The sequence below is a fragment of the Rhizobium lentis genome (assembly GCF_017352135.1).
In the GTDB taxonomy this organism is placed as follows: domain Bacteria; phylum Pseudomonadota; class Alphaproteobacteria; order Rhizobiales; family Rhizobiaceae; genus Rhizobium; species Rhizobium lentis.
Window position 1 is genome coordinate 3,813,763 of record NZ_CP071454.1, and the last position, 15,384, is coordinate 3,829,146.

The window sequence follows — 15,384 nt, forward strand, 5'->3', positions numbered from 1 at the left end:
CATGGCAGATCTCGTCGATCCGGTACAGCGTGCGTTTCTGGGCGTGGAGAAATCCGTGCTCGATAATCGCTGGGTTGCAAGGCTCGACCAGGCCGGTCAGAACCGGGCGCTCGCCATGTCGCAGATCCACGGGCTGCCGGATCTGATCACCCGCGTTCTTGCTGGACGCGGTGTCTCAGTGGACGAAGCGATCGAATTCCTCGATCCGACGATCCGCAGCCTGATGCCCGATCCGCACACGCTGACCGATTGCGAGAAGGCGGCAACCCGCCTCGTGAGTGCGATCGAGCGCGGCGAGAGCGTGGCGATTTTTGGCGACTATGACGTCGACGGCGCGGCCTCCTCGTCGCTGATGTTCCGCTTTCTCAGCCATTTCGGCGTCACGGCGAACATTTACATTCCCGACCGCATCTTTGAAGGTTATGGCCCCAATCCGGCTGCGATCAACCAGCTGATCGACAATGGCGCCAGGCTGATCGTTACCGTCGATTGCGGCTCGACCAGTCACGAGGCGCTTGCGGCCGCCGCCGCGCGCGGTGTCGATGTCGTGGTCATCGATCACCACCAGGTGACACACGAGCTGCCGCCTTGTCATGCGCTCGTCAATCCCAACCGCGAGGACGATCTTTCAGGGCAGGGGCATCTTTGCGCAGCCGGCGTCGTTTTCATGGTGCTGGTCGCGACGTTGCGGCTGCTGCGTGCGGCCGGCAACAAACGCATCCTGGCGCTCGACCTCCTGCAATGGCTTGACATTGTGGCGCTTGCGACGGTCTGCGATGTCGTGCCGCTGAAGGGCCTCAACCGCGCCTATGTCGTGAAGGGGCTGGTCGCTGCCCGACACCAGAGCAATGCCGGGCTTGCTGCACTGTTCCGCAAGGCGGGGCTGGCCGGCCCAGTTACTCCTTATCATTTCGGCTTTCTGATCGGCCCGCGCATCAATGCCGGCGGACGCATCGGCGACGCCGCCCTCGGAAGCCGCCTGCTGACGCTCGATGATGCCGGTGAAGCGGAGGTGATCGCGCAGCGCCTCGACGAGCTCAACCGTGAGCGTCAGGCGATGGAGGCCATGATGCTGCAGGAGGCGGAGGCCGAGGCGCTCGCCGAATATGGCGACGGCGAGGGTGCCTCCGTCATCGTCACCGCCCATGAGAAGTGGCATCCCGGCATCGTCGGGCTGATTGCGGCGCGGCTGAAGGAGAAGTTCAAGCGGCCCGCCTTCGCAATCGCCTTCGATCCCTCCGGCCGCGGCACCGGCTCAGGCCGCTCCATCAACGGCTTCGATATGGGCCGGATGGTGCGGGCTGCAGTCGATGAGGGCATCCTCGTCAAGGGCGGCGGTCACGCCATGGCCGCCGGACTGACGGTCGAGCGCGCCGATCTCGGCAGGCTGAGGAGTTTCTTCACCGAGAAGGCCGCAAGGACGGTGGCGAGCCTCGTCGCCAACGAGACGTTGAAGATCGACGGCGCGATCGGCGCAAGCGGCGCCACTCTCGAACTCATTGATCGCCTGGAGGCTGCCGGACCTTACGGCTCAGGCCACTCCCAGCCGGTCTTTGCCGTACCGGCGCATCGCGTGCGTGACGCGCGCCTTGTCGGCGAGAAACATGTGAAGGTAACGCTGGAGGCGATGGACGGATCGCGGCTCGATGGAATCGCCTTCCGCGCCGCCGATACGGCCCTCGGCGGTCTGCTGCTCAATTCGCGCGGCGCGAGTCTCCATGTCGCCGGCTCGCTCGGCGCCGATCATTACCAGGGCGCACGCCGCATCCAGCTGCGCGTCTGCGATGCAGCGCCGGCGAAATAGAATTGCCGCGCAAGCATCTGAAAGACATGGGATTTGGAGAGAAGAAGTGGCACGCCCTAGGGGAGTCGAACCCCTCTTCCCAGAATGAAAATCTGGTGTCCTAACCGATAGACGAAGGGCGCTTCCTTCGTGGTGGCGCCCTTATAGTCAGCACCTCGGAAAGCCGCAAGCGCCAAGGCGCGAAAAAATCACAGTTTTCGCCGATTTTTTTATGCTGTGGAAAAACATGGCGCCGCGAGGCGGGTACTGGGAAATATCGAACCGGTGGATGGGTTGGCGGCACGGCGCAAACCCATTGGTACGCCCTAGGGGAGTCGAACCCCTCTTTACAGAATGAGAATCTGTCGTCCTAACCGATAGACGAAGGGCGCAGGCCAACCTCGTTAAAATAGGAGCGCAGGCCCGCTTCTGCAAGCGGATGCGGTGGCTTCTAGATCGGGAGAAAGTGGCACGCCCTAGGGGAGTCGAACCCCTCTTCCCAGAATGAAAATCTGGTGTCCTAACCGATAGACGAAGGGCGCTTCCTTCGTGGTGGCGCCCTTATAGTCAGGCGTTTTGAATCCCGCAAGCGGCAAATTCGATTTTTTTCAAAAAAATGACAGATATTTCGGCGGCATCGGCGTTCTGGACTAATTCAGCCGAATCAATGGGTTGCGGAGCTTCACAGAAGCGTGTGAAACTCAGCTGACGTTACGTCAGGGGTTCGTGCTTGCGATATCAGATGGCTCTTGCGGTGGCCACCGGTGCGCGTTTGCCGCCGCAGCCCCAGTTCCAGTCACGGGTCTTGCCCGTATCGAGATGGACCGAATCGGTGTGGCAATAGGTGCCAACGCCGCCGCGATCCGGCAAGGCGCGAATATAGGCGGCAATATCCCATTTGGACACGCCGTCGATCTTAATGTCCGCGGCCTCACAGCTTTTGTGCATCGATTCGTCAGCGCCGCCGACCAGCCGGTTATGTTCTTCGTCGCGATAGCCCGAGGTGACGATCACAGGCCGTCCGAAATGGTTTACTACCGTCTTGATCACTTTCAGCAGGTCCGGTTTGAAGCAGCCGACCTCGACATGATCGTTCTGCACATGCAACCCGTTCGGCGCGACACGCGTCATTCCGGGCAGGGCCGCCTTGTGCAGGAGGCCGGAAAGACTGCCGAGCAGGTTCTGCTTCGGTGCGCTGTAGAGCGCGTTCGTCGTCGAAGAGGGGATACCGCCCGTCGCAAGCGAGGCGGTTTGGACGGGCGCGGGCTGCGTGCCGGAATTTTCTGAAGATTGCTGCGGCAGCACCGTTGTTGCCGGTGGCGCGGGCACGGTCGGCTGGCTGTAGACGCTGCTTCGTGCGGGCGCCACGCCTTGCGTCGGCGCATAGGCTTGCGGCTGGATGATAGTGGAGGTGCTGTTGTTCTGCGGCAGCGGCTGATGATCCGAGAAGATACTCATCGCCTGCGCGTTGATCCGTGTCGACTGCATGACGAGCCCGCCTATGTTGGCTGGCGCCGCCGTTGCCGGATCGGCCGGTGGGACGGCGGCATTGGGATCCCCTGCAACGATCTGTGGCGCGGCCTGGGCGCCGGAGACATTGACGAGCCGGGGGTCGGTATAGACCGAGCGCGGGGCAGAGTTCACAGGCGATGTCGCGACAGGCTGCGGCGCTGCGACTGCCGTCGCCGGAGCCGCCGGGACCGCTGCGGCGAAATCGAGCGTCTTCTTGTTCGAGACGCAGCCCGACAGCGCCAGCATCGAGGTGGCGATCAGCAATGCGCCCGTTACGGGCATCCGCATCTCAATCTTATGCAAGCAGTCAGTCTCCGGTTGACGCGAAAAATGGGCGAAAACCGCCATCTTCCGCTTCGAGTCACTGGGAGATTGCCTGCGGGGCCGGATCGCGGCAAGCGCCAAGGCGCCGGCCGGACCCGAAATCGCAAAAGCCGCAAGCTTCGCAAAAGCCTTGCGGCGAAAAGTTCTTACCAGGCGCCGGTATTGCCCATCGAGGCCCAGGGTTCTGCGGCCGGAAGCGGGCTGCCCTTCTGCAGGATTTCGATCGATATACCGTCGGGCGAGCGCACGAAGGCCATGTTGCCGTCGCGCGGCGGCCGGTTGATGGTGATGCCGTTGTCCATCAGCTTCTGGCAGGTTGCATAGATGTCGTCGACCTCATAGGCGAGGTGGCCGAAATTGCGTCCTCCGCTATAATCCTCCGTATCCCAGTTGTAGGTTAGCTCGAGGCAGGGAGCCTTTTCGCTGCGCGCACGGTCGACATCGTCGCGGGCGGCCAGGAAAACCAGGGTGTAGCGGCCCTTCTCATTTTCGTGGCGGCGAATCTCCTCCAGCCCGAACAGGGTGGTATAAAAGGCAAGCGAAGCGTCCAGGTCTTTAACGCGAACCATCGTGTGGAGATAACGCATTCTATCTACTCCTTTATTGGGGCTGGCCCTTTTCGGCGAGCCGTGGTCAGCTTCGGGCAAGTCATCATTATAAAATGTGCAGCTGGGAATAACCGAAAACTAGGACTTGCGCTTATCCGTTACCAAGATGTTAATCTTGATTTCAAGAATCAGTTAACCGTAACAGTTTGACGCGTATTCGAGGGGCTGGCGACTATGGCTGATAGGATTTCATCTAACGAATACACCGCTCTTGACGAGCTCTCGTCAGAGACGGTCGATCTTGTTGAAATCACCGGTGTCGTCAAGTGGTTCGACGTTGCCAAGGGCTTCGGCTTCATCGTGCCGGACAATGGCATGCAGGATGTTCTTCTGCACGTGACCTGCCTGCGCCGCGACGGTTACCAGACGATCCTCGAGGGAACGCGCATCGTTGCCCTCATCCAGCGCCGCGAGCGCGGCTACCAGGCTTTCAAGATCCTCTCGATGGACCAGTCGACGGCGATTCATCCATCGCAGCTGCCGCCGGTGCGCACACATGTGCAGGTCACTGCGACGAGCGGACTTGAACGGGCGTTGGTCAAGTGGTTCAACCGCACTAAGGGCTTCGGCTTCCTGACGCGCGGTGAGGGCACGGAAGATATCTTCGTGCATATGGAGACGCTTCGCCGCTTCGGCCTGACGGAACTGCGCCCCGGCCAGGTCGTCCTCGTCCGCTTCGGCGACGGCGAAAAGGGCCTGATGGCCGCAGAGATCCATCCCGATGTTCCGAGCCCGGCAAGCCGGTCGCACTGACATGCGCGGCATCGTCCTGTTGCATGCGATCAGAAGCGCCATCATGGCGCTTTTTTTCTTGGTCGCCATGCCGGCTTTCGCTGCGGAGGAGATACGGTTCGACAAGGAGCCGCTGCTCATCCAGACAGCTGCGGGCAGGGTGCTGCATTTCACCGTCGAGGTCGCCGTGACCAGTGACCAGCGCGCCCGCGGGCTGATGTTTCGCAAGTCAATGGCCGATGACGCCGGCATGATCTTCGATTTCGGCGAGCCGCGGCGCGTCGCCATGTGGATGGAAAACACCATCCTGCCGCTCGACATGCTTTTTGCCGATGACACTGGCACGATCCGTCACATCAAGGAAAACGCCAAGCCCTATTCGCGCGACATCATCGATTCCATGGGTGATGTGAAATACGTCGTCGAACTCAATGCCGGCATCGTCACCAAGCTTGGAATCAAGTTAGGCGACAGGATCGTGAGCGCCACGACGACGAAGGCGAAATGACGGCGCGCAAGCTCGCGACTGCGCTGCGGCTTTCAACAAATTTAAAGATATCAGGAAATTGAATGGTCGGAGTGGAGAGATTCGAACTCCCGACCCTCTGGTCCCAAACCAGATGCGCTACCAGACTGCGCTACACTCCGTGCCGTGATTGGCAGCGGGAATACACGGTTCACTTCGCCGTCGCAACCCATAAATCCAACTGTGGCCGGAGATTTCTCACCAGGCCCTGTGGACGCAATCCGGAAAATCCCGATCGGCCGTCAATTTGCCCGCGAGGCGCAATTGGCGTCAGGGTGGATCAGCTTACCCGCGGGCGATCAAACCGATATATTGGGCATAGCTGATAGCGACATAGAAGAAAGCGGTGATGCCGGCTCCTATCACAATGGCATTGAACTCTGCCGAACGTCTCATCATGCGTGCAATCCACTGAAACCGATTAGGCCGCAAACTAGTGCTGCCGGCTGGATGCGGCAATCAGGTTGTGATCACAACATGAGACAATTGGTAATATTGCGCAATCGCCCCGCAATCCTTTGGATTTAAAACTGGTCGTCGAGCGACACAGGGCCGGAAGGTCCCCAGCTGCCGGGTCTGCCGAAGGCGCTCCGCCTTTTGTCTTGAAAAAACGGGGATTCGCGGATAAGCAAAATTCATCTCTTCGCGTTATCCCTAGCGACGAAGCAAAGGCCCCGGCAACGGGATTGAAATCATGAGAAACGGGGCTGTCCCCGCATATTCGGAGATGCCGCAGTCATGTCTGCCAAGATCTATCGTCCTGCTAAGACCGCCATGCAGTCCGGCAAGGCCAAGACCCATCTCTGGGTGCTTGAATTCGATCAGGAGTCGCCGCGCAAGATCGATCCGATCATGGGCTACACCTCCTCGGGCGACATGCGCCAGCAGGTAAAACTCACCTTCGAAACGCAGGCGCTTGCCGAAGCCTATGCCCAGCGCAACGGCATCGAATACCGCGTCATCGCGCCGAAGGATCCGGCCCGCCAGGTCGTGGCCTATCCGGATAATTTCCGTTATACCCGCACGCAGCCCTGGACGCACTGAGGTTTCTCGTCCACATATGCCGCATTCGGTCGCGCTTCTTGGGTGCGGCCAGCAGACGGCCCCTTAGCTCAGCTGGATAGAGCACCTGCCTTCTAAGCAGGTTGTCGCAGGTTCGATTCCTGCAGGGGTCGCCACCTGATTTTTAAGTATCTGTTTTTACATTCAAATCTGGCGCGAACCCCTCATTGAGTTTGGATTGAGGGGTTAGGCTGTTCTCGTTCAGTTTCGCTGCACCCGAAATAGCTAGCCTCTTTTTGTCGGCCTTGCGCGTGTAGTGGTTGGCCATGGAATCGCTTCGCCAGCCAAAGCGGGCCTTCAGTTCGCTGTTGCTGTTGCCGCTTTCGGCAAGCAGCTGGGCGAGCGTTTTCCTGAGGCCGTGCGCTCGGCCTTCCACTCCTGCCTCGGCGCACATATCCCCAAACCAGTTCCCGAATGCGGCCGCGCTCTTGAACGGCCGGCTGTGAACTGGCGTGACCAGGTAGGCAAGGTGCTCTGTTTTCGTTGCCTCTAGCACCGCCTTCAGATCCGGGTGCATCGGGATGTAGACCCACTCGTCATTTTTGCTGGCGCGATACTCGATCACGTCACCCTTGATGTGCTGCGGGCCGATTCGGAAGATGTCCGACCGACGAAGGCCGGTGAAGAGCAGCATGTCCATGGCGAGCCGCGCCTGCGAGCCTTCGGGGTGAGTGGCATAGAACTTTTCGACGTCGGCCGCTTCCCAGGGCTTGAAGCCATCGGTTTTCGCCTTCGGCATTTTCACGTCGCGGGCCGGGTTGTTCTTCACGATGCCAGCATCAACTGCATAGGCAAAGAGATAGCCCATGATCTTGAGATATGAGATCGCCGCAAAAGGCGTGTCGGCCCGGCGATCGCGACCGGCTGCGATCGCGGCTCGGTCGATCTTCGACAGAATCATCTTGCCGCCTGTCTTGCAAACTGCCTTCAGCACGTTCGCGCGGGCGCGCCGCGTTGACGGCTTCAATCCCTTGAATGCTGCACTTTCCTGATATTTGTTGACGAGCCACTGCAGGGTGTGCCGGGTCGGTTCCGGCTCGGCGTCTTCCTGGGCCATGCACCGCTTATAGTCGGCGACGAATTCTTTCGAGCCCCATTCGCCCTTCAGGCGCGTCCTCTTCCCCTTGCCGACACGGAAATACCAACGGACATTGCCGTTTCCATCGACTTCGCGCAGCGTGTATGGGTACTTTTTGCGGGGCATGCCTTCCATCAGAGATAACCGCCAGCGCTTTCTTCAAGCTGCTTTTCGGTAAATTCCCCGATTTCCCCGTTAATGACAACCGCGCCGTTGGGTTCGACGCGGATTGTTTTTACCTCCACGCCGGCCTTCTTCACGGCGCGGATTGCCCGCGAAACCGAGTCCTCGGTGAATGCTACGGCTCGGCGTCCCATCTCTCACACGTCCCTTGTTTTCGCGAAGCCGCGGCCCTTCAGGCGCGCTTGCGACTTCGGCCAGATGCCCAGGTGCTTCTTGCGGATCCTGTCGCACTTGGCCTGCTCGGTCTGGTCAGCGGCTGATTTCTCGCGGTGCTTTTCGCGCAGGACGGGATGGAGGTTGCTTTCACGATGCTCACCGCCGCGCCAGATAGCCTTGATATGGTCGAGGTCCCACTCGTCGCCAGGCATGATCTTGCGGTCGGAAAGCTGGCAGATGCCGCGAAACCTTTCGAACACCCGAAGGCGGACGCGCGGCGGCACCTTCTCGTCGTCATGCTTGGCAATCCATTCTTCAACGGTCCGCATCGCCTACTCCATCATCTGGCGTTTGCATGGGCCGTCGCACCAGAACCGGATATGGTTCTTGCGACCGGCGAGGCGGGCATGGAGCATGCCGTCGCACTTCGGGCACCTGACGCGAGCCGAGGTGACGCCCTTCTTGATCATCTGGGATTTCATCTTCATCCCGTCGGTGATCGTCGAGAGGATCGATTCTTTATCGAAAGACACGCTCATGCTCTCCTCCCGAACCACGGCATGAACCGCTCGATGATCGATTTGCGCGCCGGCGGCTGGGCCGCTTCGGTTTCGCGCTTGAGCTGCTCGACGACAGCATTGCGCCTTTCGATGAAGGCGAGGGTGCTCGGACGGGCGGCCGGATGCTTGCGGAGGTGATCGGCTGCCGTTCTCATGCTGCACCGCCATTTCTGCGAAGAACGCTCCTGAAGTGATGGGCATATGCTCCGACGGCCTTCCAATAAGCGGCCATAGGTCCCTTATTTTTGATCCACGACTGCTGCGCTCGCGCTCTGGCATCGTTGACGAGGTCGCCAAGAATGTCCGCGACGATGGCGCGCGTTTCCGGCGGCAACTCATCGAGCCGCTTCACCGCCGGCAACGCAAGGACAGGATTGCGAACCTCGCGGCGATTGCTGCGATCCGTCATGCTGCACCGCCTTTCGCCTTTGCCATCAGGCGCTCAAGCGGCGACAGGTGATCTTCGATGGCCTTCGCCTTAAGCGGCGGCAGGCCGAACTTTTCAAGGTATTTGCGCGAGTGCCTCGCCCAGACTTTCTTGCCCCAGCTCGTCGAGGCGAACTCCCAAGGGCGAGCGGCCCGCAACGCTTTCTTGCGGGTAGCCAGGTCGGCATCCGCCGGCAGGTTACGGTGAACCTCGCCGATGACGTCGGAGGCGGTCTTCTGCCAGTCGATCATGTCGCGCAGTCTCCCGCCTTGAGCGCGCCCTGCGCTACCTTCATCGCTTCCTCGGCGGAAAGGCCTCGATATTCTTCTGTTGTTGCGATCTCGCTCAGAGCAGCACGGAGCCGCTCGTTTTCAGCCTTCAGCTTGCGGTTCTCGTGCTTATCAGCGAACTCTGGCTTGCTGACATGGATGTGGTTCATGAAGCCCCAATTGCCGGCTGGCTTCGTGTTGTCCGTCGAATAGGTGCATTCGTCGCAAAGAGGCGTGCCGCATACGAACTGGCCGCAATAGTCGCAGCCGTGCGTCCCTGGCTGGCCGCAGCTGGCGCACTTCGCCTTGATGTGCTCTTCGCAGAGATAGCGGCCATGCTCGACAGGCTTGCCGCAGGCATATCCGTAGGTGGAGAATGTGCATTTGTCGGTCATGCCGCTCTCCGCTTAAAATCTTCTGGATTGGTGAGGATGAGACCCTGCTCGGAAAAATGCCGGTGGATCGCATCGAGATAGTCGGTCTTCTGCCGCGTCGTCATGATTGACGTGATCGGTAGACTGATCGGCTCCATCATCAGAGCAAGCTTGCTGGCGTAGGGCAGAGGCTTGATGTGCGCATCGTATTCGAGCCGGAAAGCCTCGTTCTCGGCGCGAAGGATCGGCACGCCGAACATCAGCTTGCACTCGCCTCGGGCTTCCTCCGGTGTCCGATCGCCGAGCTGAGCGGCAATCTCAGCCATCCATAGACGCTGGAGCTTGTTTTGCGGGTTCGTCCGATGTGCGCCGTCGGTGATGCTGCAGGTGAACGGCATGGTCTTGCCGTTGATGTATTTGATCAGCATCTCGCGGGCCTGCTCGGTGTCGACGATGCGGTTGTTTGTGGCCATGGCTCAGCCAGCCATCAAGGGATGCTGGAGGAGCTTGTCGTCGACGTTCGCCGCGCGCTTCTGGCGCGCCGCTTCGATGCGCTTTTTGAGCTCAAGGGCGTCGCCGGGATGCCGCGCCCAATAGATCTGCAGACTGGCGCGGTTCGCGTCTTCCCACTTCGCCACGGCGGCCGCATCGAGCCGGCCGATATGGTCGATGACCGCGTCGAAGAACCTTCCGTCCGGCACGTTTTCAAGCGCGAACTCGTTCCCCCACCAGACGGTGAGGGCGTCCTTGCCACCGATGGCGCGCAGGCGGTTATCCTGCTGCTCCTGGATGACGATTTCGGAAGCCGTCAGGTCCAAGATCTTCGCACGGTCCAATTCGGCTTCGTCGTACAGGCCAGTGAATTGTTCAGGCCAGCCGGCACGAAGCGCCTGCATCTCGGCGCATTTCGCGATCATCAAGCGAGGCATACGGCACCAGTTGCCGGAATCGTCCAGTATCTGCTTTCCGGTCTTGTAATTGCTGCCGTCGTCGCCGCGCTTCCACTCGTCCTTGACGGGCGCGAACTCTTCCCAAAAAGCCTGTCCGGCGACCTCGTACCATTCGCCCGATTTCTGATCCTGCTTCCACAGGAATGTGGTCGCCGAGACGATGCCCTGCGGGTTCAGAGGGCCAATTAGGTCTCGGTCGATTTCGTAGACCGGCGGCTTGCTGGCCGGTCGATAGTCGCCGCAGCGCTGCGCGATAACGCGCTGACCGTCACGGCTGATGATGATCGTCATCTTCCGCTTGTCGGACTTGCCTTTGTTGAAGACCATCGGAATGATCTGGCCGAGGAACGGGTCGAGGCCCTTTGCCTTGGCAACCTCCATATAGAGGTTGAACTCCTCGTCGTTGGTGTCCTTGGCGACTGTCGTCTTGACGAGTGCGATCTGGCGCGGGGTCAGGTCGAATTTCGTGATGGCGTTCATGACTATTTCCTTCGAACAGAAAGGGAAAACGAACCGTTGTCGAGATTGGCGCCGGGAATGGCTTCACCGTTGCGCAAGGCTTCGGTGAGCGCCTTCTTGTCCAGCTTCGGCGCTGGGCGCTCCTGCTCGATCCAGAAGCGCGTCGGGATATCTGCATCGTTGCTGACGATGAGCCCTGGTTGCCGCCGGTTGAGGCTGACAGTGCCGCCAGTAAGCCGGAACAAGTGCTGCTCGGCCGTCAACATCGCCTGCTCGATAAGGGCTCGGATGCGGTCAACACGCTCTTCGAGGCGCTTGCGCCGCGTGGCGAACTCGTCTTCCTTGGCCTTGAGGCCGATGATGTGCACCTCGCACTCGTCGATTTCGGCTAAGGCGGATTCGATCGCCTCTTTCAAATCGGTCTGGCCTTCGACGGCGTCGGCTACCAGTTCTTCGTCGCTGTCGACTCCCTGCAAGTGCAAGCTCGCAACGAGGCGCTTTGCGGCTTCTGCCTGGCGCACAATGTCGAATTCTACTTCTGCCATGACACCTGCTCCTGATTGACAAGATCGGTGCTTTTCAGCTGAGGTTCGGACAGGGCGCAGCCGGCGAACACGAGCACGCCCATCCAGATGACGACGACGGCCTTTCCCAACGCGTCGGAGAGGCGGATACGCTTGGCAAGCTCTGCCTCAAGCTTGGTGTTGATCGCGGAGAGACGGGCGAGGGTGTCGGACATCAGGTCGTCGCCTTCCGAGCTGCGATCATGGCGTCGGCAAGTTCGAAAGCCCGAAGTGCGGCGAGCGGTGAACCTGTTCTTTCTTCGCCTTCTGCCGAGATGATCCCGACCAGCGCATTCCCCGCGAACCAGTCGCGGAGGCTCATACCTCCACTCGAGTGCGGGCCGTCCTCCAGCAGGGGAAATGCCGCGCCGCCGTCTTCAATCTGCTTGCTTGCCATCTGCGTTGTCCTTGGAGGAGGCGATCAGGCGTAAAGCTGATCGGTGTCGGTGATGCCCATGACCTCGCGGGCATAGCGGTAGTGCTCGACGACGGAGGCGGTAGCGCCACGCATCCATGACGGGCCGCGAACCTTGTGTTCAGGACGCTTCAAGAAGACGAAGCCGTGAGCGCCCATGCGCTGAGCTTCGATAGCCATGTAGGCGTCGCAGTCGGCGAGCGTGCGGACTGCATTCCAGCGAGCGTCGCGCTTGCTCTGCTCAGTCTCGATGTTGCGAATGTGCTGCATTTCCATCCTCGTCGCCGCGGCGTTTCGTTGATGGAGAAAGTTTAGCCGGACTAAAAAATTAGTCAAGCTAAAATTATAGTGCAGCTAAAATTCGAACGTGAACGCAAGAGGAGCGCCGGTGAGGCGACTCTCAAAGGTTGCAATTTGTTCTTGTAATGTTCTCATTTATGAGTCATCTAATGGTCCGGTAACTCGCGTTAACGGAGGGCGCCGTGGCCATCATCCATCGTATCCGCCCGAAATATCAGAGCCGCAACGACGAGATTGTTGCGGATTTGCTATATGGCGCAGATGGAGCTACCGAGAACGATCTTCGGACTGTGATAAAGCGCAAGGCAGCAGAGATCTCAATCGCCATGGCCGTGTTGCACGGCGGTGACTGGCGGATCCAGGTAGATCACGAAGACGGCTTTGTTCACATCACTCGGCGTCTTCGAGGTAACCCGAAATCAGACGCCACAGGGGATTGATTGCATCTTCCGGAAGTCCGGAAATCTTCCGGAGTAAAGCTTTGACGGCAACTTCTCCGTCAACCTTGTCATCATTCCCCATAGGCACGAGCAAATCGACAGGGCGGCATTTCAAGGCTTCGGCTATGGCCGCGAGCGTCTTGTCAGTGAAGCCGTTACGTCCGGTTTCAAGGTTGCTGATGGTCGCAGTTGTAACGCCCACGCGCTCGGCGAGCTTCTCCTGACTGATGTTCAGCTTCTTCCTGCGCTCCTTGATAAAAAGGGGCACCGCGAGCGTCGTCTCTTTCACCATCCGCGCACAATCTTCGGATTCTGATCGACTGGCCATGCAGTCCCACTAAAAATTAGCTTGACTAAAAATTTTAGTATGGCTAAATTTTTGCGCATGGAAAAGCTGATCGCATATCTGAAGGCCGAGCGCGGCCGCCTGACTAAATTAGCTGACCGCATAGGTGTGAACCCGAGCGCGATCAGCCAATGGAAGTCTGTCCCAGTAGGCCACCTGGCGGAGGTAGAGGATTTCACCGGCATCCCGCGTGAAGAACTTCTTCCGGGCGCCTTCCGGCCTGCGCGGGAGACCGCGGCATGAGCGACGACGGCCAGATCAAATCCTTCTTTCAGCGCTGGCAAAATCTCGAAGACGAGAAGCAACAGATTTCCGATCTCCTGAAAGACCTGTTCTCTGAAGCAAAAGGCTTCGGCTACGACACGAAGGCTCTGCGCGCCGCGTTCCGCCGCAAGGTCAAGGAAGATCTGGACAACCCGGCCGATGCTGAGTTCGAGGCAATCGTCGACACCTACGTCAACGCGATCAACGCGCCGTCGATTTCCACGCGCGATGCGCGGGTGCGCGTACGAGAAAACGTTGAACAATTCGATCCGATCACGGGCGAATTCGTCGACGAGCCGGTAAACGCCAAGTTGGTCGCCACGGTTGCGACCGCGATGCAGACCGAGATCGGCCGCCAGGCGCTCGGCGCCGCCGTCGACATCATGATTGACCGCGAGGATGCGGAAGAAGAATCCCGAGCGAACGTCGAGGAGGATGCAGCGGACGAGAGCGCCGCTGTATCTGGTGATCCGACTAGTAGGACCTCTGAGGAGAGCGAGCGTCAGCGCGCCTCGATGGTCGGCTTTGCTGACGATTGCCGCACCGGAGGCAAGGAGCAGTTGGCTGCGGCCGCTGCAACGGTAGGGGATGCCGGCGCCGAGGCAAATGGCATCCCCGTCACCAATTCCGAGATCGCTCCGGCCTCTCAAGGCGAAGCCGAAGCCCCCAGCGCCGATCGCGTAAGTCCCAAGGTACACGGCAGCGCCGACGCCAACGCAGGAGGCGACCATGTAAGCGCTCACTCTTCTGCCGCAAAACAGAAGGCCGGAGCGCTCGTCAAGCCTGCTCCGGCCAAGCCCCTCAGACCTTATTGCCGGAACCCCGGCGAACGCTGCGGCGGATACGGGTCCACTCATTGCGCGTCCTGCCTCAAGGCAGCGCGGGAAGCAGAGGTGGCGGCATGAACGCGAAGGAGTTCCGAGACGCGCTCGTCAAGATCATGCCGGGTTATAGCTGGACCGTGCACAAGACGCCTAAGGGCTTCACGTACCTGTCCGCCACCGGCGTTCAAAGCAGCGGCTTCAATCGTCTGTCGACGCTGGCGGTTGTCCGGCGTGAAAAAGACGGCGTCGTAACTTTCGAAGCCAAATCTGCCGGATATGGAGCGCGCGCCAAGTGGCTGCACGTCTACACCGACGTGACGTTGGCCAAGGCCCTGCGCGGCCTGCAAGATTATTACGACTACATGGCCAACACCTACGGCGGTCACGCCCGTGCCCTCCAAAATGCGAGGAAAGCATCCGGCGAGGTGGCGGCATGAACTTCGTCACCCACAAGCACCAGCGCGGTCCGTCCCGTGCCGAACTGACGGCGATGATGATCGATTTCACGGCAAGTGGCGGTGAGGTGCGCGAGTTCAAACGCGGCTTCACCGGTGACTGGAGCTACCTGCAGGACCTGCTCAAAGGCTTCGGCTACGAGGCGAAGATCGACAAGGCTTTCTACATCGTCCGCAAGCTCGGTGAGAAGGGGCGCCCGAAGCGCCTCACGAGGACCGCCGCGATAAAGGCGATCGACGAGATCCTCGTCGCCAACGGCCTGCAGCCTTTCATGATCACCAAACACGAATTCCGGGAGGCTCACCCATGACGGCCGCCGCTGACGTCGGACGCCGCATTCCGAAGCAGGAAGTCCGTTTCGCGACTTTTCACTGCTGCCCGGCATGCGATCGCATCCTCTCGATACCTGAAATCATAGAGCGCCATTGCGAGCGCTGCGACGCCGCAACGGCGCCGAAAGAAGTGAGGGAGCCAGCATGAGCATTTTTCTCGGGCATCTCGGTGTGGCGCTGATCGTCGGCGCCTTCTTCTTCTGCGCAGTGGTCGCGCTGTCGGGTGCGCGCCTGTCCGGCGGCATCACCCAGGAAGAAGAGGTTGCGGTCCTGCGGCGCCGATTTCCGGCCAACACGAACTGACGGGCAACTCCTCCTCCCAGCTCGTCATAGCTGGTCCCGGTCATCCTCCTCCCGGCCGGGGCCAGCGACCCGAATTCGGATCCTCTTGTTCGCCAAACGCAACATGACGGCTTGAGTGAGCGATCCGATTGATGGCGG

The 15,384-nt window shown here is 60.0% G+C and carries 27 protein-coding genes and 5 tRNA genes; 11 read left to right on the top strand and 21 right to left on the bottom strand.

What is annotated here, in order from left to right; all coding sequences use genetic code 11:
* Position 1 precedes the first annotated feature (1 nt).
* The gene (gene recJ, locus J0663_RS18415; protein ID WP_207241827.1) at positions 2 to 1,804 is read left to right on the top strand and encodes a single-stranded-DNA-specific exonuclease RecJ; all 1,803 of its coding nucleotides are present in this window, start codon (positions 2 to 4) and stop codon (positions 1,802 to 1,804) included.
* A 47-nt stretch (positions 1,805 to 1,851) separates the two neighbouring features.
* On the opposite strand, the gene J0663_RS18420 is transcribed toward recJ, so the two are convergent.
* The 5 genes from J0663_RS18420 to gloA form a co-directional block, all read right to left on the bottom strand.
* A tRNA-Glu gene (locus tag J0663_RS18420) sits at positions 1,852 to 1,926 on the bottom strand.
* Between the two features lie 174 nt (positions 1,927 to 2,100).
* A tRNA-Glu gene (locus J0663_RS18425) sits at positions 2,101 to 2,175 on the bottom strand.
* 75 nt (positions 2,176 to 2,250) lie between these two features.
* Positions 2,251 to 2,325 (bottom strand) — tRNA-Glu (locus J0663_RS18430).
* A 196-nt stretch (positions 2,326 to 2,521) separates the two neighbouring features.
* On the bottom strand, positions 2,522 to 3,598 hold the full coding sequence (locus J0663_RS18435; RefSeq protein ID WP_207241828.1) for a YcbK family protein: 1,077 nt from the start codon (positions 3,596 to 3,598) through the stop codon (positions 2,522 to 2,524).
* Positions 3,599 to 3,765: 167 nt separating this feature from the next.
* The gene (gene gloA / locus J0663_RS18440) at positions 3,766 to 4,206 is read right to left on the bottom strand and encodes a lactoylglutathione lyase (RefSeq protein ID WP_207241829.1); all 441 of its coding nucleotides are present in this window, start codon (positions 4,204 to 4,206) and stop codon (positions 3,766 to 3,768) included.
* Between the two features lie 195 nt (positions 4,207 to 4,401).
* Between gloA and J0663_RS18445 the strand changes: the two genes are divergently transcribed.
* A complete protein-coding gene (locus J0663_RS18445; protein WP_207241830.1) occupies positions 4,402 to 4,980 on the top strand; it encodes a cold-shock protein in 579 nt (192 codons plus the stop codon).
* A 1-nt stretch (position 4,981) separates the two neighbouring features.
* Complete coding sequence (locus J0663_RS18450) at positions 4,982 to 5,467, top strand: DUF192 domain-containing protein (protein ID WP_207241831.1); 486 nt, start codon at positions 4,982 to 4,984, stop codon at positions 5,465 to 5,467.
* Between the two features lie 63 nt (positions 5,468 to 5,530).
* Here J0663_RS18450 and J0663_RS18455 read toward each other — a convergent pair.
* Positions 5,531 to 5,607 (bottom strand) — tRNA-Pro (locus tag J0663_RS18455).
* A gap of 616 nt (positions 5,608 to 6,223) precedes the next feature.
* Between J0663_RS18455 and J0663_RS18460 the strand changes: the two genes are divergently transcribed.
* Together J0663_RS18460 and J0663_RS18465 are read left to right on the top strand one after the other, a co-directional pair.
* Positions 6,224 to 6,529 carry an ETC complex I subunit gene (locus J0663_RS18460; protein ID WP_008526983.1) on the top strand — a complete coding sequence of 102 codons (306 nt, stop codon included), beginning with the start codon at positions 6,224 to 6,226 and terminating at the stop codon, positions 6,527 to 6,529.
* A 57-nt stretch (positions 6,530 to 6,586) separates the two neighbouring features.
* Positions 6,587 to 6,663: transfer RNA gene (locus tag J0663_RS18465), tRNA-Arg, on the top strand.
* A gap of 8 nt (positions 6,664 to 6,671) precedes the next feature.
* Here J0663_RS18465 and J0663_RS18470 read toward each other — a convergent pair.
* From J0663_RS18470 to J0663_RS18530, 14 genes are read right to left on the bottom strand one after another with little or no spacing between them, the layout of a single operon-like run.
* Positions 6,672 to 7,760: a tyrosine-type recombinase/integrase gene (locus J0663_RS18470; protein ID WP_207241832.1), complete on the bottom strand. Its 1,089-nt coding sequence runs from the start codon at positions 7,758 to 7,760 to the stop codon at positions 6,672 to 6,674.
* On the bottom strand, positions 7,760 to 7,885 hold the full coding sequence (locus J0663_RS31630; RefSeq protein ID WP_259666760.1) for a hypothetical protein: 126 nt from the start codon (positions 7,883 to 7,885) through the stop codon (positions 7,760 to 7,762). Before J0663_RS31630 ends, J0663_RS18470 begins: the two co-directional genes overlap by 1 nt.
* Positions 7,886 to 7,945: 60 nt before the next feature.
* Entirely contained in the window at positions 7,946 to 8,293 is a 348-nt protein-coding gene (locus J0663_RS18475; RefSeq protein ID WP_207241833.1) for an HNH endonuclease, read from the bottom strand.
* 3 nt (positions 8,294 to 8,296) lie between these two features.
* Positions 8,297 to 8,503 (bottom strand): hypothetical protein, encoded by a 207-nt coding sequence (locus J0663_RS18480; RefSeq protein WP_207241834.1) that lies wholly within the window; start codon positions 8,501 to 8,503, stop codon positions 8,297 to 8,299.
* Positions 8,500 to 8,679 (bottom strand): hypothetical protein, encoded by a 180-nt coding sequence (locus tag J0663_RS18485; protein ID WP_207241835.1) that lies wholly within the window; start codon positions 8,677 to 8,679, stop codon positions 8,500 to 8,502. Before J0663_RS18485 ends, J0663_RS18480 begins: the two co-directional genes overlap by 4 nt.
* A complete protein-coding gene (locus J0663_RS18490) occupies positions 8,676 to 8,933 on the bottom strand; it encodes a hypothetical protein (RefSeq protein ID WP_207241836.1) in 258 nt (85 codons plus the stop codon). Before J0663_RS18490 ends, J0663_RS18485 begins: the two co-directional genes overlap by 4 nt.
* On the bottom strand, positions 8,930 to 9,202 hold the full coding sequence (locus J0663_RS18495) for a hypothetical protein (protein WP_207241837.1): 273 nt from the start codon (positions 9,200 to 9,202) through the stop codon (positions 8,930 to 8,932). The genes J0663_RS18490 and J0663_RS18495 overlap by 4 nt, the downstream gene beginning before the upstream one ends.
* Positions 9,199 to 9,615, bottom strand: a complete 417-nt coding sequence (locus J0663_RS18500) for a hypothetical protein (protein ID WP_207241838.1) — start codon at positions 9,613 to 9,615, stop codon at positions 9,199 to 9,201. Before J0663_RS18500 ends, J0663_RS18495 begins: the two co-directional genes overlap by 4 nt.
* Positions 9,612 to 10,067: a hypothetical protein gene (locus J0663_RS18505; protein WP_207241839.1), complete on the bottom strand. Its 456-nt coding sequence runs from the start codon at positions 10,065 to 10,067 to the stop codon at positions 9,612 to 9,614. The genes J0663_RS18500 and J0663_RS18505 overlap by 4 nt, the downstream gene beginning before the upstream one ends.
* Before the next feature lie 3 nt (positions 10,068 to 10,070).
* A complete protein-coding gene (gene bet / locus J0663_RS18510) occupies positions 10,071 to 11,024 on the bottom strand; it encodes a phage recombination protein Bet (protein WP_207241840.1) in 954 nt (317 codons plus the stop codon).
* Positions 11,025 to 11,026: 2 nt separating this feature from the next.
* A complete protein-coding gene (locus tag J0663_RS18515; RefSeq protein ID WP_207241841.1) occupies positions 11,027 to 11,548 on the bottom strand; it encodes a siphovirus Gp157 family protein in 522 nt (173 codons plus the stop codon).
* Positions 11,536 to 11,742: a hypothetical protein gene (locus tag J0663_RS18520; RefSeq protein WP_207241842.1), complete on the bottom strand. Its 207-nt coding sequence runs from the start codon at positions 11,740 to 11,742 to the stop codon at positions 11,536 to 11,538. The genes J0663_RS18515 and J0663_RS18520 overlap by 13 nt, the downstream gene beginning before the upstream one ends.
* On the bottom strand, positions 11,742 to 11,963 hold the full coding sequence (locus J0663_RS18525) for a hypothetical protein (RefSeq protein WP_207241843.1): 222 nt from the start codon (positions 11,961 to 11,963) through the stop codon (positions 11,742 to 11,744). The genes J0663_RS18520 and J0663_RS18525 overlap by 1 nt, the downstream gene beginning before the upstream one ends.
* Before the next feature lie 24 nt (positions 11,964 to 11,987).
* Entirely contained in the window at positions 11,988 to 12,251 is a 264-nt protein-coding gene (locus J0663_RS18530; RefSeq protein WP_207241844.1) for a hypothetical protein, read from the bottom strand.
* A gap of 212 nt (positions 12,252 to 12,463) precedes the next feature.
* On the opposite strand from J0663_RS18530, the gene J0663_RS18535 reads away from it, so the two are divergent.
* Complete coding sequence (locus J0663_RS18535) at positions 12,464 to 12,721, top strand: hypothetical protein (RefSeq protein WP_207241845.1); 258 nt, start codon at positions 12,464 to 12,466, stop codon at positions 12,719 to 12,721.
* On the opposite strand, the gene J0663_RS18540 is transcribed toward J0663_RS18535, so the two are convergent.
* Positions 12,672 to 13,013, bottom strand: coding sequence for a helix-turn-helix domain-containing protein (locus J0663_RS18540; RefSeq protein ID WP_207241846.1), 342 nt, complete (start codon positions 13,011 to 13,013; stop codon positions 12,672 to 12,674). The genes J0663_RS18535 and J0663_RS18540 overlap by 50 nt on opposite strands.
* 75 nt (positions 13,014 to 13,088) lie before the next feature.
* On the opposite strand from J0663_RS18540, the gene J0663_RS18545 reads away from it, so the two are divergent.
* The 5 genes from J0663_RS18545 (at position 13,089) to J0663_RS18565 (ending at position 15,246) form a co-directional block, all read left to right on the top strand.
* Positions 13,089 to 13,310, top strand: a complete 222-nt coding sequence (locus J0663_RS18545; RefSeq protein ID WP_246590311.1) for a helix-turn-helix domain-containing protein — start codon at positions 13,089 to 13,091, stop codon at positions 13,308 to 13,310.
* Positions 13,307 to 14,236, top strand: a complete 930-nt coding sequence (locus J0663_RS18550) for a DUF2312 domain-containing protein (protein WP_207241847.1) — start codon at positions 13,307 to 13,309, stop codon at positions 14,234 to 14,236. The genes J0663_RS18545 and J0663_RS18550 overlap by 4 nt, the downstream gene beginning before the upstream one ends.
* Positions 14,233 to 14,592: a hypothetical protein gene (locus J0663_RS18555; RefSeq protein WP_207241848.1), complete on the top strand. Its 360-nt coding sequence runs from the start codon at positions 14,233 to 14,235 to the stop codon at positions 14,590 to 14,592. Before J0663_RS18550 ends, J0663_RS18555 begins: the two co-directional genes overlap by 4 nt.
* The gene (locus tag J0663_RS18560; RefSeq protein WP_246590312.1) at positions 14,589 to 14,921 is read left to right on the top strand and encodes a hypothetical protein; all 333 of its coding nucleotides are present in this window, start codon (positions 14,589 to 14,591) and stop codon (positions 14,919 to 14,921) included. The genes J0663_RS18555 and J0663_RS18560 overlap by 4 nt, the downstream gene beginning before the upstream one ends.
* A 166-nt stretch (positions 14,922 to 15,087) precedes the next feature.
* Positions 15,088 to 15,246: a hypothetical protein gene (locus tag J0663_RS18565; RefSeq protein WP_207241849.1), complete on the top strand. Its 159-nt coding sequence runs from the start codon at positions 15,088 to 15,090 to the stop codon at positions 15,244 to 15,246.
* The last annotated feature ends 138 nt before the right edge of the window (positions 15,247 to 15,384 follow it).

Bases quoted from the DNA above. Each gene is read 5' to 3' on its own strand.
- recJ (WP_207241827.1), top strand. From the start codon at position 2: ATGGCAGATCTCGTCGATCCGGTACAGCGTGCGTTTCTGGGCGTGGAG.
- gloA (WP_207241829.1), bottom strand. From the start codon at position 4,206: ATGCGTTATCTCCACACGATGGTTCGCGTTAAAGACCTGGACGCTTCG.
- J0663_RS18445 (WP_207241830.1), top strand. From the start codon at position 4,402: ATGGCTGATAGGATTTCATCTAACGAATACACCGCTCTTGACGAGCTC.
- J0663_RS18450 (WP_207241831.1), top strand. From the start codon at position 4,982: ATGCGCGGCATCGTCCTGTTGCATGCGATCAGAAGCGCCATCATGGCG.
- J0663_RS18460 (WP_008526983.1), top strand. From the start codon at position 6,224: ATGTCTGCCAAGATCTATCGTCCTGCTAAGACCGCCATGCAGTCCGGC.
- J0663_RS18470 (WP_207241832.1), bottom strand. From the start codon at position 7,760: ATGGAAGGCATGCCCCGCAAAAAGTACCCATACACGCTGCGCGAAGTC.
- J0663_RS18475 (WP_207241833.1), bottom strand. From the start codon at position 8,293: ATGCGGACCGTTGAAGAATGGATTGCCAAGCATGACGACGAGAAGGTG.
- J0663_RS18480 (WP_207241834.1), bottom strand. From the start codon at position 8,503: ATGAGCGTGTCTTTCGATAAAGAATCGATCCTCTCGACGATCACCGAC.
- J0663_RS18485 (WP_207241835.1), bottom strand. From the start codon at position 8,679: ATGAGAACGGCAGCCGATCACCTCCGCAAGCATCCGGCCGCCCGTCCG.
- J0663_RS18490 (WP_207241836.1), bottom strand. From the start codon at position 8,933: ATGACGGATCGCAGCAATCGCCGCGAGGTTCGCAATCCTGTCCTTGCG.
- J0663_RS18495 (WP_207241837.1), bottom strand. From the start codon at position 9,202: ATGATCGACTGGCAGAAGACCGCCTCCGACGTCATCGGCGAGGTTCAC.
- J0663_RS18500 (WP_207241838.1), bottom strand. From the start codon at position 9,615: ATGACCGACAAATGCACATTCTCCACCTACGGATATGCCTGCGGCAAG.
- J0663_RS18505 (WP_207241839.1), bottom strand. From the start codon at position 10,067: ATGGCCACAAACAACCGCATCGTCGACACCGAGCAGGCCCGCGAGATG.
- bet (WP_207241840.1), bottom strand. From the start codon at position 11,024: ATGAACGCCATCACGAAATTCGACCTGACCCCGCGCCAGATCGCACTC.
- J0663_RS18515 (WP_207241841.1), bottom strand. From the start codon at position 11,548: ATGGCAGAAGTAGAATTCGACATTGTGCGCCAGGCAGAAGCCGCAAAG.
- J0663_RS18520 (WP_207241842.1), bottom strand. From the start codon at position 11,742: ATGTCCGACACCCTCGCCCGTCTCTCCGCGATCAACACCAAGCTTGAG.
- J0663_RS18525 (WP_207241843.1), bottom strand. From the start codon at position 11,963: ATGGCAAGCAAGCAGATTGAAGACGGCGGCGCGGCATTTCCCCTGCTG.
- J0663_RS18530 (WP_207241844.1), bottom strand. From the start codon at position 12,251: ATGCAGCACATTCGCAACATCGAGACTGAGCAGAGCAAGCGCGACGCT.
- J0663_RS18540 (WP_207241846.1), bottom strand. From the start codon at position 13,013: ATGGTGAAAGAGACGACGCTCGCGGTGCCCCTTTTTATCAAGGAGCGC.
- J0663_RS18545 (WP_246590311.1), top strand. From the start codon at position 13,089: ATGGCTAAATTTTTGCGCATGGAAAAGCTGATCGCATATCTGAAGGCC.
- J0663_RS18550 (WP_207241847.1), top strand. From the start codon at position 13,307: ATGAGCGACGACGGCCAGATCAAATCCTTCTTTCAGCGCTGGCAAAAT.
- J0663_RS18555 (WP_207241848.1), top strand. From the start codon at position 14,233: ATGAACGCGAAGGAGTTCCGAGACGCGCTCGTCAAGATCATGCCGGGT.
- J0663_RS18560 (WP_246590312.1), top strand. From the start codon at position 14,589: ATGAACTTCGTCACCCACAAGCACCAGCGCGGTCCGTCCCGTGCCGAA.
- J0663_RS18565 (WP_207241849.1), top strand. From the start codon at position 15,088: ATGAGCATTTTTCTCGGGCATCTCGGTGTGGCGCTGATCGTCGGCGCC.